Genomic DNA, 16,282 nt, shown 5'->3' on the forward strand with positions numbered 1-16,282 from the left:
AAGTAAAAATGGAGGGGTTCAAATGGGAAGAAATACACCAAAAGAAGTTAGATACGATTTACTAGGAGCAAAGGTAGTAGAAAATCTACAAAAAAGACACTTCGATGCTTACTACTGTCAAACAAAGGAAGACGCTCTAAAAAAAGCTATTGAATTAATTCCAAAAGAAGACGTAGTTTCATGGGGTGGTTCTGTTTCAATTGACGAAATCGGATTACTTGATTATGTAAAGAAAAACTACAAAGTCATAGATAGAGATACCGCAAAATCTCCTGAAGAACGCGTAGATTTAATGAGACAAGCTCTTTTATCTGACACATTTTTAATGAGTACTAACGCCATGACTGAAGACGGTGTACTTGTAAATATAGACGGCAACGGTAACCGTGTGGCTGCACTATGCTACGGCCCTAAAAGCGTAGTTATGATAGTAGGAATCAACAAAGTCTGCAAAACTCTTGACGACGCCGTTAGTAGAGCAAGAAATATAGCAGCACCTATAAATATACAAAGATTTAAGGACCTTAAAACTCCTTGCTATCTAAAGGGCTCTTGTGCTAACTGCAAATCAACAGAAAGCATATGCAACCAAGTTGTTATAACTAGAATGAGTAGACCTGTATCTAAAATTAAAATCGTATTAGTTGGAGAAGAATTAGGTTTTTAAAAAACTTTTCTATTTACTATTAAAGCTATCTGATTAAGTAACAGATAGCTTTTTGATTTAAAAATTATTTTATTAATAGAAAATACAAAAAAGAGCAAAATAAAGAAAAATATATTTTATGGAGGATAAAATGTCAAAAGTTTTAAAAATTTTTTACGAAGATATAAAAGATATTTTCACTAATTTTGCTCTTTTAATAGTCATAATAGCACTTTGCATTCTACCTTCCCTTTATGCCTGGTTTAATATACTAGCATCTTGGGATCCATACGGAAATACTAAAAATGTACCTATTGCTGTTGTAAATAACGATACAGGTGCCGTCTTAGCTGATAAAAGCATCAATATCGGCGACCAATTAATAAAAAAATTGAAAGATAACGATGCTCTCGGATGGAGATTTGTGAATTCAGATACTGCAAAAAAAGGATTAGAAAGTGGAAAATATTACGCAACAATCGAAATTCCTAAAAATTTCTCATCTGATTTAATATCAATTGTATCTGAAGATACTAAAAGAGCTCAAATAATTTATTCAGTAAACGAAAAAATAAATGCAATAGCACCTAAAATAACTGCTAAAGGCGCCTCATCTATCCAGGAGCAAATAAATCAGACATTTATAAAAACGATAGGTGAAATAGTTTTTAAATTTTTAAATGATACAGGTATAAAATTACAAGAAGAATTGCCTAAGCTTACAAAAATTGAAACATCATTACGTGATGTTCAAAACAGGTTTTCAAAAATTGACAATACTATTGATTATGCATCTGAATCTATAGTCAAGATGAATGATATCATAGATAGTTTAAATAAAAATATGCCTTTAATAGAAGAAACTATTACAAATACATCAAACCTATCTTCTAATGTAAACAGCTTCTTACAAAATACTCAAGGCAGTTTAACTCAGATAAGCCCTATAGTAAAAAGAGATTTACAAGCTTTAAATAGTGTGTCATCATCTGCTTCTAACAGTGTAACAGCGTTAATAGATGCTATAAATTCAAATTATGAAAATGCACCACAATTAATAGACGATTTGTCCCTGAAATTAAATAATTTACACAATATGTCAAGCGGTTTAGTTTCGTTTTTAAATAAATTAAATAATATATCTCATAATCAAGATTTAAATGACACTATAAGTAAATTAAATAACATAAATTCAAAAATAGAAACTTCACTTGCTTATTTAAGTAAAATAAAAGACCAAGTTGAGGCAAATGAACAACCTTCTTTAGATAACTTAAATAAGCTACTTACAGTTGCAAATGATGTCAATACAATTACAACAGGAATACTAAATAACTACGATTCATCTATTAAAAATCCTATAAATAATATTTTTTCTCAAGGTATAACAGTTTCTGAGGATGTCGGTAAGCTATTACAAAATGCAAAAAGCGAAATCCCTAAAGTAAAAAGCTTATTATCTAGCCTCTCAGGATTTTCAGAAAATGCTCAAGAAACAATCGACCTTGCTAATGAAAAAATTCCTAAAGCAAAAACTATACTAAATGATTTTATAGATGCTTTAGATAAAATAAACAATAGCGAAGATACAAAGGAACTTATAAACTTCTTAAAAAATGATGTTATGACTAATGCCAGTTTCTTAGAATCACCTGTAGATATAGTTGAACATACTATATACCCTATGACTAATTACGGTGCTTCTATGACACCTTTTTATACTACTCTCGCTCTGTGGGTTGGTATATTGCTATTGACATCACTTTTAACTACAGAGGTTGATGTTTCCCATAATGATATGGACGATAATCACAGCCTTGCTGATACCTATAGACCTTATCAAGTTTATCTTGGTAGAGGACTTACCTTCTTATCATTATCTCTTGTTCAATCGCTTATAGTAAGTGTAGGTGATATTTTTATACTCAAAGTAAAGATGGATAATCCATTCTTATTTGTACTTATATGTTTATTTGTAAGTATGGTATTTAACTTTATAGTGTATTCTCTAGTATCTTTATTTGGAAATATAGGAAAAGCTATAAGTGTAATTTTATTAGTTCTTCAAGTTGCTGGATCTGGTGGTACTTTTCCTATTCAAGTAACACCAAAATTTTTCCACTTTGTGTATCCTTTCTTACCATTTACTTATGGTATTTCAGCGATGAGAGAGGCTATAGGTGGTATATATTTTCCTAACTTAAGAATAGATTTATGCGTATTATTTGTATTTCTTATAAGCTCTATACTTATAAATATATTCCTTAAAGCTCCAATCAACAGATTATTCCACAAATTTGTATCTAAATTAGAGGGTAGTCGTTTAACAGAATAGAAAATATCTCTACTATTAATCTAAAAAATGCAAAGTCTAGAATTTATATTCTTTAACTTTGCATTTTTTAATAAATTTTTTATAAAAAATTATTCAATTCTAAGCATTCTATATCCCACGCCTACATGTGTTTGTATATATTTAGGCTTTGATGTATCTATCTCAATTTTCTTTCTAAGAGTTGCCATAAAAACTCTAAGTGAAGTCACATCACTGCCTAAAGTATTTCCCCATACCTCTTTGATTAAAAATGTATGAGTCAGTACCTTTCCTACATTTTTTGCGAGAACACATAATAATTTATATTCTATAGGTGTTAAATGTAGCTCTTCGTCATTCATATATGCACAACCCTGAGCATAATTAATTTTCAAATCTCCATTTACAAATATTGAACTAGATTCTACAATGCTATTTACATAATTTAATCTTCTAAATGTAACCCTTACTCTAGCTAATAGCTCTTCTACGGAAAATGGTTTAGTTAAGTAATCATCTGCACCCGCATCTAGTGCTTCAATTTTATCTTTGTCTTCAGTTCTAGCACTAATGACTATGATAGGTTTATTAGACCATGTACGCATTTTTTTTATTATATCTATACCATCTATATCTGGCAACCCTAAATCTAATAAAACTATATCTGGATTTCCAGATAAAATCTCCATTAAACCTTGGTTTCCCGTTTCAGCTGTATGAAATTTATAATTTTGCATTTCTAAAGCAGTAGTAATAAGATTTTTTACCGCCAAATCATCTTCTATAACTAATATACTATGTTTATTCATATAAATTGACCTCCTGCAATTTTAAAGTGAAATAAAATACACTTCCTCTTCCCTCTTCTTCATTGTCACAAACACCAATTTCTCCCCCATGAGCATTTACAATAGATTTACATAGAGCAAGCCCCAGGCCTAGCCCTCTTCTACTATCTGCTATATTACTGTGTTTGTTATGCGTACTATAGAACATATCAAATATTTTTTCTTTACTCTTATCTGCTATGCCCTCTCCATTATCTGAAATCTTTATTATAACATAGTCTTTGTCCTTCTTTTGGGCTGAAACAACTATCTTTGATCCAGCTGGAGTATATTTGATAGCATTATCAACTATATTTACTATAACCTGTATAATCAGTCTAGAATCCATTTTAGCCAAAATTACGTCTTCAATTGGCTTTTTGATAATTTCATGCTCTTTACTCTTTCTATTTAAATGTCTCAACGATTCATCTATTACCTCTTCTACTACTTCAGGAACTAGGTTTATATTCATAGAATTATCTTCAATCTTTGTCACAGCCAATATATTTTCTACTATTTCTAAAAGCCACATAGAATCATCGTAAATATCGCTATATAATTTTTTCTTTTTCTCTTCATTTAAAACTATATTATCATCTATTAAAACACCTGCATTTCCCAATATTGATGTAAGTGGTGTTCTTAAATCATGTGATATTGATCTCAACAAATTAGCCCTTAATTCTTCTTTTTCAGCCTTCATAGTTTCTTCTTCTTTTTTTCTACTAAATAGATCTTTTTCTAGAGCTAAACCGCATTCTCCAATTATAGATAATACTAAATCATTTTCAGAAGCTTCCATTTCACTATACTTTAGTGATATACCTATTACACCATATACTTTTTCTCTACTTCTAACTGCCAAGTAAATGCAGTTTGCATCTTGTAAAGTACTAGTCGATTTACCAGCACGTTTATTATTTTTAAAAACCCACTGCGCAACAACTCGCTCTTTTTGATTATCGTAATCTTCTCGTTTATCTCCATCTACTAAAGAATATATTTTGGGCTCTAGATTCTTTTGTTCATCAATACTATAATATATAACACTTTTATTTAGCAATTTTCTAAGTTGTTTTACAGTAAATTTTATTATATCATCGCTATTTTTAGCCTGTTGAATTATTTGGTTTGTTTCAAGCAATACATTTGTTCTATATGCTGATTGAACAGCTATTTGAGCTTGTTTTTTTATCTTTGATGCCAAACTTCCAGTCAAAATAGCTGCTATAAACATTGTCAAAAATGTAATTGGATAATCTGAATCATATGCATTAAACGTATATAATGGTTCTGTAAATAAAAAATTAAAAATTAATACACTAAGTAATGACGACATTACACAACAAAGGATGCTATTTGTAACAATAGATGTAAATAATACTCCTAAAATATATACTGTTATTATATTCGCATCTCTTATTCCAAATGAATAAAAACCGAAGCCAATTACTGTCGCAATAAGTAAAATAAATAAACTCTTTAAAACGTCCTTTACAGATATAATTTCAAAATTTGTATTATTATTTTTTTCTTTTTCATCTTTGATTTTTTTCTTATATTCTGATTTTCTATCTGGAATTATATATATATCTATATTAGGAGCATATGCTATAAGCTTATCTGCAAAAGAAGCCTTAGAGAAGGCTCCCTTTCTTTTAGTACTACTTCTTCCCATAACAATTTTAGATATATGCATTAATTTTGCAAATTCTGCTATTTGAAATGCAATGTCTTCTCCAGAAACTATTTCAATTTTAGCTCCAAGCTGTTCTGCTAGCTTCATGTTGCTTTTTAATCTCAATCTATCCTCTGTATCTAAATTCTCATTTTGCTCTGTTTCAACATATATAGCTGTAAATTTCCCATTAAATGCAGTCGCCATTCGAGCTCCTGTTCTTATAATTTTAGCATTTGATGGAGATGAGGAAAGACACACTAAAATGTGTTCCTCTGTAAAATAATAGCCTTCTCCTACACCAAATTTTTCAGAAATCTTATTTATTCTATCGGCCGTTCTTCTAAGTGCTATTGCCCTTAACGATCTTAAATTTTCTAATGTAAAGAAATTATTTAACACTCTTTCTGCCGATTCTTTTTTGTATATTTTTCCTTGATTTAATCTTTCAACTAATTCCTCGGGTTCTATATCTACAAGTTCTACTTGGTTTGCATTGTCAAATACCCTATCTGGTATTCTCTCATTTACAGATATACCTGTGATAGAATTTACTATATCATTTAAACTCTCGATATGCTGAACATTTACTGTTGAGTATACATCAATGCCCTCATTTAATAATTCCTCTATATCTTGATATCTCTTTATATGTCTACACCCTTGTGCATTTGTATGCGCCAATTCATCGACTAATACAACCCCTGGATGTCTTTTTATGGTTTCATCTAAATCAAATTCCTTTAATGTAATTCCCTTATACTCTATTTCTAAATTTTCTATTTGTTCTAATCCATCTAAAAGTGCTGTTGTCTCTGGATTCATGTGTGCTTCTACATATCCTACAACAACATCTACCCCTTGATTTTTTAAATCATGTGCGGCCTTAAGCATAGCATATGTCTTACCTACTCCTGCTGCATATCCGAAAAAAATTTTTAATTTGCCAGTTTTTTTAGTATCTTCTTCATATTTTATTTTCTTCGATATGTCTTCTGGATTTGACCTCATTTTAATACCTCCCCAAATAATCTTAAAAAAAATAAATTCATTATATATTATAACTCTAAATTTTTAGTTTAAAGAAAATCATTTTATTACACAAATTAGGATTCAAGTAAATATTTTAAAAGAGACTTAATGCAGATTTTGTTTTCCATTAAGTCTCTTTTACTAATAAAATTTATTTTGTAAGTTGCTTTATATCACTATGTCGTCCCATGACCATCAAACTTTCATCACTTGAAAATACATGATTTGGGTCGATCATTGGATGTAGCTTTCCATTTTGTTTAGTAGCCAAAATACTTATATTGTATTTATTTCTTATAGATTTTTCTATTATACTTTTTCCTCTCCACGAATTAGGTACAGCAATCTCATATATACCGTATTCTTCATTAAGTTCTATGTAATCAAATATGTTTTTTGATCCAAATTTTATAGCAAGCTTTTCTGCTATATCTCTTTCAGCATAAACTACATAATCAGCACCATTTCTAAGCAAAAGTTTTTTATGAACATCTCGACTAGCTCTTGCTATTATAAAATTTGCACCTAAATCCTTTAACAGCACTGTGATTTCTAGAGTAGTTTGGAAATTATCTCCTATAGCTATTACACATATATCAAAGTTTCTCACTCCTATAGATTTTATAAACATTTCATTTCTAGCATCTCCTATTTGGATATTGCTGACTATATCTATAGAAGAATCTGCTATTTCCTCATCTCTCTCTATTGCAAATACTTCATTACCTTCTTCTATTAGTTTTTGTGACATATGTCTTCCAAACCTACCTAATCCTATTACTAAAATAGATTTCATAAAAGTACCTTCTTTCTATAACCAAAATATTATCTAATACTTAATATTTTCTAACCAATTTTTATTTTTTCATGTGGCAACTTTGAAACTTTTATTTTTTTATTTGATGAAAACGCCAATAATATAGTAATAGAACCAACTCTACCAAATAACATCAGCATAGACAATATAAACTCAGATAAAACACATACCTTAGGAGTTATACCTATAGTTAATCCTACTGTAGCAATAGCCGATACACACTCAAATAAAGACGTCAGCATAGGTATATTTTCGATGCTCGAAATTATTACAGATGAAACAACACAAAGTATTATATACATCATAAATACACATGAAGCATCTTGCAAAGAGCTCTCCTCTAATCTTCTACCAAAGCACTCTACTTCTTTTTTTCTTCTAAATGTAGTCATTATACTCAATGTCAAGACGGCAAATGTAGTAGTTTTTATACCTCCAGCTGTAGAGCCAGTTGATCCCCCAATTAACATAAGACATATCATTAAAAATAAGCTAGATTCCTTCATAGATGCTAAATCCATAGTATTAAATCCCGCTGTTCTAGTAGTTACTGATTGGAAAAGCGACATTAAAATTTTTTCAGGCAAGCTTTTTCCTTCAAAAACTACATTGTTGCTTTCAATAATAAATATAAGCAATCCACCAGATACAATTAAGAAAATAGTTACACTCACAACTATTTTCGTATGTAGTTTGTATTTTTTAAATTTGAATTTCTTATCCACTAAATCCTTCCACACAAAAAAACCTAATCCGCCTATTACTATAAGTGCCATGATTATAATATTAAAATACCAATTATCATAAACACTAGTTAAAGATGAAAACTTTGTATAATTTCCCATAAGATCAAATCCAGCATTACAAAATGCAGATATTGAATGAAAAATAGAAAAGTACAAACCCTTTAAAGGTCCTAACCTAGGGCAAAAATAAAAGCTCAAAAGTATAGCACCACCTAATTCTAATATAAAGCTTCCACGAATTATAAATTTTGTCATTCTAATAATACCACCCATTTGCGGCGCTGCAATTGACTCCTGCATAGCATATCTAGAATTCATACCTATTTTCGCACCTGTAATACAAATTATACTTATAGCAAATGTTACAAATCCAATACCTCCGATTTGTATTAAACATAAAATTACAATCTGTCCAAACAAAGACCAGTATGTATATGTATCAAATCTTATAAGTCCTGTAACACAAGTAGCTGATGTAGCTGTAAAAAAGCAATCTAAAAACGACGTTCTCTGACCTGTTCTAGTAGCAATAGGCAACATTAACAAAAAAGCTCCTATTAATATTATCAAGCAATATCCAGCTAAAATTTTCTTCATTGGTGAAATTTGACTCATTTTATTAGTAAAAAAATCCATATTATTCCTCCAAATAATCTCGCCTGTAAATTATAAATTAATCTTATAATTTTTAATTATTTAACTAGATTATAATCATTACATAAAATTCCAATCATAACTATTATATGAAATTCTAAATTAAGAAAATATAAATAAAATCCATTTAATATAAAGATTGTATAAAGATTTTATTTATATTTTTATCTTTATACAATCTTTATATTCATGTTTTTTTGTTAACACAAATTTAATATTATTTTTGTTAGAATTATCACAAATAAAATTTTTAATATAAATCTTAGAGATTTTAATCACTTACTTTTTTAGTCGATAAAGTATTTTTCTGTGTTAGGGGGCATTAATATGGCTGAAATATTGCTTATAATTGTATTAATAGTGACTTTTATACTATTTTATTTCATTGCCAATTTTTTTGATAATTCTATGTCTAATATGAAATCTAATATGAGAAAAAATTAACATATATAGAAAAAAATTAAGCGAGAGCCGTAATCCAGCTCTCGCTCAATTTTTTATTAATCTATTTTTTCACACCATAAATAGCTTACATAATATTGGTTGTCAACTATTCCGCTTTTTTCATTTACAACCTTTACTCTTTTTTTGTCGTATTTAGCCCCAAAGCTTTTTTCAACAGATGTAATCTTACCTTGGCTTTTCTTAACTTCTTCAAAATACTTATCTTTTACAAAAATATATTTTGCATTTTTATCAAAACCTAAATTCATACGATCACCCCTCAAACACAATCGATATTTTATATATAATAAAAAAGCACTGTCAAATTAGACAACTAACTATGACAATGCTTTTAAATGCTTATTTTTTTAATTGTAATTCAATAAATTAGCAATTTTGATTCATTTGATAAACCTTATCGAATTCATCTTGAATTTCTTTTGAAGGTTCTTTATCTAATTTACTTACTATATAAATTACTATTGCTGATAATATAAATCCAGGAACTATTTCATATAGGCTGAATATTCCACCGTACATAGTGCCTAAGTTTCTCCATATTATAGCAGTAACTCCACCAGTTACTAAACCGGCGATTGCACCTTTTTTAGTAGTTCTCTTCCAGAATAGAGAGAATATCATTATTGGACCGAATGTAGCCCCAAATCCTGCCCATGCATTTTCAACAAGGCCTAGGACTGTATTATTTGGATTTAAAGCTATAAGTACGGCTATTATCGATACTCCTATAACAGTCAGACGGCTTACCATCATTAATTCTCTATCGCTAGCATTTTTTCTAAATTTAGCCTTGTAGAAATCTTCAGTTATTGCTGAAGCTGTAACTAAAAGTTGAGAATCTGCTGTACTCATTACAGCTGCAAGTATAGCTGCTAAGAATACCCCTGCTATAATAAGTGGGAATATTTTCATAACCATTAATATATAAACTGTTTCTCCAGATGTATTACTTAAATCCTCAGTTAAGAATACTCTACCTAGCATACCAACTAAAGTTGCTGCAGCAAGAGAGAATATTACCCAAACCATAGCTATTCTTCTTGATTTTTTAATACTTTTAGCATCATCTATACCCATGAATCTAACTAATATATGAGGTTGTCCAAAATATCCAAGCCCCCAAGCTAGTGATGATACTACACTTATAAGTGCAATAGATGATCCATCTAGTGTTATAAATGGATTTAACATATTTACATTAACAGCTTCAATTCTAGCTAATGTAGCATCTATTCCTCCCATACTAATTACTGCAGCACATGGAACTATTACTATAGCTACAAACATAAGTATACCTTGAACTAAATCTGTCCAGCATACTGCGAAAAATCCACCTGCAAAAGTATAAGATACAACAACTACTGCACATATTAATAGAGCTACTGTATAGTCTATACCAAATACTGTTGAGAATAATTTTCCTCCAGAAACAAATGCAGATGCAGTATATACTAAGAAGAATATTAATATAAATAATGAACTTACAATTCTAAGTATATTTTGATCATCTTTATATCTGTTTCCTAAAAATTGTGGGATTGTTATTGCATTACATACTTCTGTATAATTTCTAAGTCTTTTAGCAACTAATTTCCAGTTAAAATAAGTCCCTATTGTCAATCCTACTGCAATCCATCCCGCTTCTAAACCTGCAAGATATGCAGCTCCTGGTAGACCCATTAGCATCCATCCACTCATGTCAGATGCCTGTGCACTAAGAGATACTACCCAGCTTCCTAATTTTCTTCCACCTAAAAAGTAATCTTCTGTATTACTAGTTCTTTTATATGCCATAAGACCAATTGTCAGCATCATTACTAGATATAATACAAAAATTACAATTATAGTAAAATTACTTTGTATCAAATTCTTTCCCTCCTAATCCTATAATTATCTAAGTTATTTTCCATATTATTATATTTTTAGACAATTATTCCATTATATTTACATATTTATACTATAATAATATTATTTACAATAGTCAATAATATTATTTTTTTTTATATAAAAATTCTTTATTGTTTATAAAATTAAGCTTTATATTTCAAATACTTTGTATAATAAATGCGCTATATTTATCTAAAAAATAATAAATTACAATAAAATATTTATAATTCACAAAAAATTAGAGATGATAAAATCATCTCCAATTTCCTATTGTACTTGAGAAAAATATTGTATTTTTATTATCTTGATTATCTCTATTTATTAAATAATCCCTTTATCCAACCAAAGAATCCTTGTTTTTCTTCTGTATTGTCTTTGTTATTTTGAGTATCTTTTTTATCTGTATTTTGTTCTTGAGTATTATCTTCTGACTCTTGAACCTTCAATACAAATCTAACTTTACCATTCATACTATCGTCAATACCTGAATAATTATTGTATTCTTCTGCTGCATTTACTAATTCATCTTTTACATCCATTACATTGTCTATTTCTGTTATTAATTCATCACTTTGATCTTTTAATTCATCTAATCCATCTTCCTTTAACTTGACAGCTCCATCATATAATTTATCAGTACCATCTGCTAATGTAGATATACCATCTTTTATTTTTGTAGAATTTGTGCTCAATTCAGATGAACCATTTTTAAGCTTATTTACTCCATCTGTCAAAGTACTTGCTCCTGATACTAGTTTTCCTGTTCCTTCTGATAATTGTTTGCTTCCTGCATATGCACTATTTGTAGCTGATGATAATGTATTACTTCCTGATTTTAATTCTCCTCCTGCATTTGCAAATTGGCTTAATTTTGTTCCAAATGTTTGTGAACCACTTGCCAATTGTGATGAACCATTTTTAAGCTCAGCTACTCCATCTGTTAAAGCACTTGCTCCTGATACTAATTTACCTGTTCCTTCTGATAATTGTTTACTTCCTGCATATGCGCTATCTGTAGCAGCTGCTAATTTACTTGAAGAATCGTTAAGAGTACCACCAGCTCCTGCAAATTCACCTAATTTAGAATTAAATTGTGATGAACCTTCTTTAAGTTGTGATAATCCTGACTTCAAGCTAGATGCACCTTCAGAAGCAGAATTTATACCGCCTTTAACTGATTTTAATCCTTCTTCTTGCTTAGATGCTACAGTTTTAAGTCCAGCACTTATTTGATCTAAACTAGATGCTGCTTTATCTAAATCATTAGATTGTTCTTGTAGACTTTGACCTAACTTAACTATTTGACCTGCAAGCTCACTATCTCCATCTGCTGCTGCCTTTTGAGCTAGAGCTTCTATTTGAGCTTTTAGCTCGCTGTTATCTGATGATGATAATTTTGAAGATACTTGAGATACTGAATCAGCTAATGAATCCACCTTATCTGTAGAGCTTATCAAGCTATCTACTCCATCTCCCAATTGATTTAAGCCACTGTTTAAGCTCTTAGCTCCACTATATGCAGAAGCTATACCGCTATCTATACTGTCGTATGACTCATCTAATTTATTAGCATTACTTACATAGCTTTGTACGCCATTTGCAAATTTTGTTTGTGATGAGCTCAACTCCTTAAGTCCATTGTTTAGAGAATTTGCTCCATTATCTAATGTTGGTAAGTTATCTGTAAGTGTTTTAGCTCCACTACTCAATGAGCTTATTCCATTGTCTAATGAATTTACGCCTGAATTTATTTGTGCATAAGCTGCATCCAACTTACTTGCACTACTTGTATATTCAGATATTCCTGAATTTAAAGTTTGTTGACCATCGTTTATTTGTTTTAATCCACTTGTCAAGCTTAGTGCTCCATTATTCAATGTTGGCAAGCTATTTGCTAAAGTATCTGCTCCATTTTTTAGTGTTCCCATACCACTATCTAGAGTTTTTACTCCATTATCAAACTTACTGTAATTTGAATTAAGAGTTTCAGTTCCATCTGCAACTTGTTTTGCTCCGTCTACTAAGTCTGCTCCACCTTGTTGTAGTTTATCTAGAGAATCTTTTAATTCACCGAAGTCCATATCTTCATCTATATCTTCTAATGTTCCTGTTATGTCGCTAGTAACTGCGAACATTATTGTAGGAACTTGAAAATCAGTTGTATTACCTGTTATAACTATTTCATCCTTTAAGTTTAGATAGTCGTTCATATCCTTGCTTAAATCTAATGATTCACTAAATCCTGGCAATGATACAAACGTTATAGATGCATTATTGCCTTCATCTAGCATTATACCTGCACTAGTTTCTATATCTTTAAAATTATCTCTATTTAATGCGATTTCTCCAGCTGCTAAAAATGGAGTATATATTATTCTCTTTTCTCCATCTATTGTTACAGTCTTCTTTATATTATTTTTTAATTTTATAGTTATTTTAAAGCTACCACTTTGACCTTTTACTTCTTTAGGATTTACTTCCTTACCATTTAATTCATATTTTATATTTACATCTATTGGTAATTTTTCATTTGTTTCACCTTGATAGTATAGGTCGTCTCCGCTGACATTCCATCTAACATCATTTCCGCTTATAGTAGGTTGTTCATCACCTTTTATATTTCTTATATTTTGTAGATTACTTATATCTTTTATACTTCCTAGAGATGTATCACTTTTTATCCAATCAGAAACAATATTTTTCATTGCATCTCCATTTTCATCTAATATTGAATATACTGTTTCATCCTTAGTTACCTTTTTATCTGTTTGTGCGGCAAATGCACATGTACTATTTGCTGCAACTAATGCTACTGTTGCTAGAGCAATTGATTTATTTTTCATAATTAAGCCTCCCCCATTATTTAATGGTTTTCTGTAAATTTGTATAATTTAATTATTCTAATCTATTGGTTAACTACTTTTTTTGGTTCTTCAAAGCCTTTACTAGTCTTTCTTATAACAGGTTCAAATACAAGTAACAATCCTGGTAATATGAATATAATCATAAACATACTTATTATTGCACCCCTAGACATCAAGCTACATAGGGAACTTATAAGTTCTAGTCTTGAAATAACACCTACACCTATAGTAGCTGAGAAAAATGATAATGCACTTGTCATTATTGAACCAGCACAATGTTGTATTGATGACTTCATAGCCTCAAACTTATTATCTGTATAAACTAACTCTTCTTTAAATCTAGAAGTCATAAGTATTGCATAATCGACTGTTGCTCCTAATTGTATAGTTCCTAAAACTATAGATGCTATAAATGGTTCTATCTTTCCTGTATAATAAGGTATACCTAAGTTTGCAAATATAGCACATTCAATTGCAGCTACTAATATGACTGGTAAAGATGCTGATTTGAATACTATAGCTATTATTGCAAATATAGCTATTATTGAAACCGCACTTACTCTCTTGAAGTCAGAATCTGCAAATTTTATCATATCCTTTGTAAGAGGAGCTTCACCACCTACAAGAGCACTTTTATCGTATTTATAAACTATATTTTCAATTTCTGTCAACTGAGCATTACATTCATCTGTTGCTGCTCTGTATTCTGAATTTAACATCAATTGTTCATATCCACCTGTTTTTAATTCACTCAAAAGATCCTCTGGTATCATCTCTTGACTTATTGCAGGTCCTATATATTTTTCAAGTCCTATTACTGAGTTTACTCCATCTACTTTTTCAAGCTCTTTAATCATAGAAGTAATTTGATAAGGTTCTAGCTGATCACTTACTAATATAAAATCTGTACTTTCCATGTTGTAATCGTCTCTCATTTTATTAGTTGCTATTATTGATGGAAAATCATCTGGTAAAGATTCATCCAAATTATAATAAACCTTTGCGTTATTATTACCTATAAATGCTGGTATAAATATTAATATAAACAATACTGCTAACTTTTTATAATTTTTAACTATAAAATTAGAAGTTCTATTAAATGTCGGCAATATTGTCTTATGTGTATATTTGTGTATTGGTTTATCAAATATTAATATCAATGATGGTAAAACAGTTACTGTACATAAAACTCCTATTATAACACCTTTTGCCATTACAATACCCATATCAAAACCAAATCCTAAAGACATAACACAAAGTGCCAAGAAACCTGCTACAGTAGTAGTTGAACTACCGACTATTGAAGTAAAGGTATTTTGTATCGCATTTGACATTGCCTCAATCCTGTCATCTGTTTGAAGTAATTCCTCATCATATCTGTGTAGCAAGAAAATCGAATAATCCATTGTTACCCCAAGCTGTAATACAGCTGCTAATGCTTTAGTTATATATGAGATTTCTCCCAATATTATATTTGATCCGAAGTTGTATAGTACCGCCATACCAATACTTAATAAAAAGATAAATGGTACAACTGTAGATTCCATTGTAAATAATAAAACTATTAAAGTAAGTACTGCTGCTATTACTACGTATAATGGCATTTCACCATCTGCACAATCCTTAGTATCTGTTATAATACCGCTTAAACCAGCCAAGAAACCTTGCTTATCTACTATATTTCTAATTTGTGCTACTGTATTTTGAGTAGTCAATGTTGCAGTTCCTTCTTTAAACATTACGATTATCATAGTAGATTTGTCACCACTATAAAGTAAATCTGTCATATCCTTTGGCAATATTTCCTTTGGAACTGATAAATCTACAAAATCATCAACCCAAAGAGCCTTTTTAACGCCATCTAATTTAGCTACTTTGTCTTTGATTTGAGCTACATCTTTGTCCTGCATATCTTCGACAATCAACATCGCTACAGATCCACATCCAAATTCATCTTTTAAAATCTTTTCTGCCTGCATTGTCGATGTATCACTTGGTAAATAACTCAATATATCGTAATTTACATCAGTTTTTATAAATCCAAAAACTGATGGAACTAATAAAATTATTGCTGTTAGTAAAATTATTTTACTGTGTTTTGCAATCGCTTTAGATATCCTTTCCATAAAAATCTCCCTCCATTTTTAGGCGTGCCCAATATTTATAACTAGATTATAGGGCGCGCCCAAAAAATTGTCAATACATTTTTTTACTATTTTTTGTAAACTTTATTTAACGTTGAATACACAAAAAAAGAGCACCAAATAGAATAAATTTATTTGGTACTCTCCTCTATAAAATCATTGATTTTCAGTTTTAAATTGTCCACTATATATGCTTTAATTTTAT

10 protein-coding genes are annotated in these 16,282 nt (G+C 29.9%); 2 read left to right on the forward strand and 8 right to left on the reverse strand.

The window, feature by feature from the left end; all coding sequences use genetic code 11:
• Positions 1-667 (forward strand): lactate utilization protein (locus tag MR593_RS10120; protein WP_331474801.1); only part of this gene is annotated, 667 nt, incomplete at its 5' end.
• A 130-nt stretch (positions 668-797) separates the two neighbouring features.
• Positions 798-2,981 carry a YhgE/Pip family protein gene (locus MR593_RS10125; protein WP_290692493.1) on the forward strand — a complete coding sequence of 728 codons (2,184 nt, stop codon included), beginning with the start codon at positions 798-800 and terminating at the stop codon, positions 2,979-2,981.
• A gap of 89 nt (positions 2,982-3,070) precedes the next feature.
• Here the strand turns inward: MR593_RS10125 and MR593_RS10130 are convergent, their stop codons facing one another.
• The 8 genes from MR593_RS10130 to MR593_RS10165 form a co-directional block, all read right to left on the reverse strand.
• Positions 3,071-3,769: a response regulator gene (locus MR593_RS10130; protein WP_290692495.1), complete on the reverse strand. Its 699-nt coding sequence runs from the start codon at positions 3,767-3,769 to the stop codon at positions 3,071-3,073.
• Positions 3,762-6,479 carry a sensor histidine kinase gene (locus MR593_RS10135; protein WP_290692496.1) on the reverse strand — a complete coding sequence of 906 codons (2,718 nt, stop codon included), beginning with the start codon at positions 6,477-6,479 and terminating at the stop codon, positions 3,762-3,764. The genes MR593_RS10130 and MR593_RS10135 overlap by 8 nt, the downstream gene beginning before the upstream one ends.
• A 172-nt stretch (positions 6,480-6,651) precedes the next feature.
• Positions 6,652-7,296 (reverse strand): potassium channel family protein, encoded by a 645-nt coding sequence (locus MR593_RS10140; RefSeq protein ID WP_290692497.1) that lies wholly within the window; start codon positions 7,294-7,296, stop codon positions 6,652-6,654.
• Between the two features lie 50 nt (positions 7,297-7,346).
• Positions 7,347-8,699 (reverse strand): TrkH family potassium uptake protein, encoded by a 1,353-nt coding sequence (locus MR593_RS10145; protein WP_290692499.1) that lies wholly within the window; start codon positions 8,697-8,699, stop codon positions 7,347-7,349.
• A 518-nt stretch (positions 8,700-9,217) separates the two neighbouring features.
• Positions 9,218-9,430, reverse strand: a complete 213-nt coding sequence (locus MR593_RS10150) for a hypothetical protein (RefSeq protein WP_290692501.1) — start codon at positions 9,428-9,430, stop codon at positions 9,218-9,220.
• Positions 9,431-9,548: 118 nt separating this feature from the next.
• Positions 9,549-11,048 carry a sodium/proline symporter PutP gene (gene putP / locus MR593_RS10155; protein WP_290692503.1) on the reverse strand — a complete coding sequence of 500 codons (1,500 nt, stop codon included), beginning with the start codon at positions 11,046-11,048 and terminating at the stop codon, positions 9,549-9,551.
• A 335-nt stretch (positions 11,049-11,383) separates the two neighbouring features.
• Entirely contained in the window at positions 11,384-13,912 is a 2,529-nt protein-coding gene (locus MR593_RS10160; protein ID WP_290692505.1) for a hypothetical protein, read from the reverse strand.
• Between the two features lie 62 nt (positions 13,913-13,974).
• Positions 13,975-16,059: an efflux RND transporter permease subunit gene (locus MR593_RS10165; protein WP_290692507.1), complete on the reverse strand. Its 2,085-nt coding sequence runs from the start codon at positions 16,057-16,059 to the stop codon at positions 13,975-13,977.
• Between the last annotated feature and the right edge of the window lie 223 nt (positions 16,060-16,282).

This window comes from Intestinibacter sp., assembly GCF_022780145.1.
In the GTDB taxonomy this organism is placed as follows: Bacteria; Bacillota; Clostridia; order Peptostreptococcales; family Peptostreptococcaceae; genus Intestinibacter.

What these genes read in the sequence shown, in the direction of transcription:
- MR593_RS10125 (WP_290692493.1), top strand. Translation starts at nt 798, where the DNA reads ATGTCAAAAGTTTTAAAAATTTTTTACGAAGATATAAAAGATATTTTC.
- MR593_RS10130 (WP_290692495.1), bottom strand. Translation starts at nt 3,769, where the DNA reads ATGAATAAACATAGTATATTAGTTATAGAAGATGATTTGGCGGTAAAA.
- MR593_RS10135 (WP_290692496.1), bottom strand. Translation starts at nt 6,479, where the DNA reads ATGAGGTCAAATCCAGAAGACATATCGAAGAAAATAAAATATGAAGAA.
- MR593_RS10140 (WP_290692497.1), bottom strand. Translation starts at nt 7,296, where the DNA reads ATGAAATCTATTTTAGTAATAGGATTAGGTAGGTTTGGAAGACATATG.
- MR593_RS10145 (WP_290692499.1), bottom strand. Translation starts at nt 8,699, where the DNA reads ATGGATTTTTTTACTAATAAAATGAGTCAAATTTCACCAATGAAGAAA.
- MR593_RS10150 (WP_290692501.1), bottom strand. Translation starts at nt 9,430, where the DNA reads ATGAATTTAGGTTTTGATAAAAATGCAAAATATATTTTTGTAAAAGAT.
- MR593_RS10160 (WP_290692505.1), bottom strand. Translation starts at nt 13,912, where the DNA reads ATGAAAAATAAATCAATTGCTCTAGCAACAGTAGCATTAGTTGCAGCA.
- MR593_RS10165 (WP_290692507.1), bottom strand. Translation starts at nt 16,059, where the DNA reads ATGGAAAGGATATCTAAAGCGATTGCAAAACACAGTAAAATAATTTTA.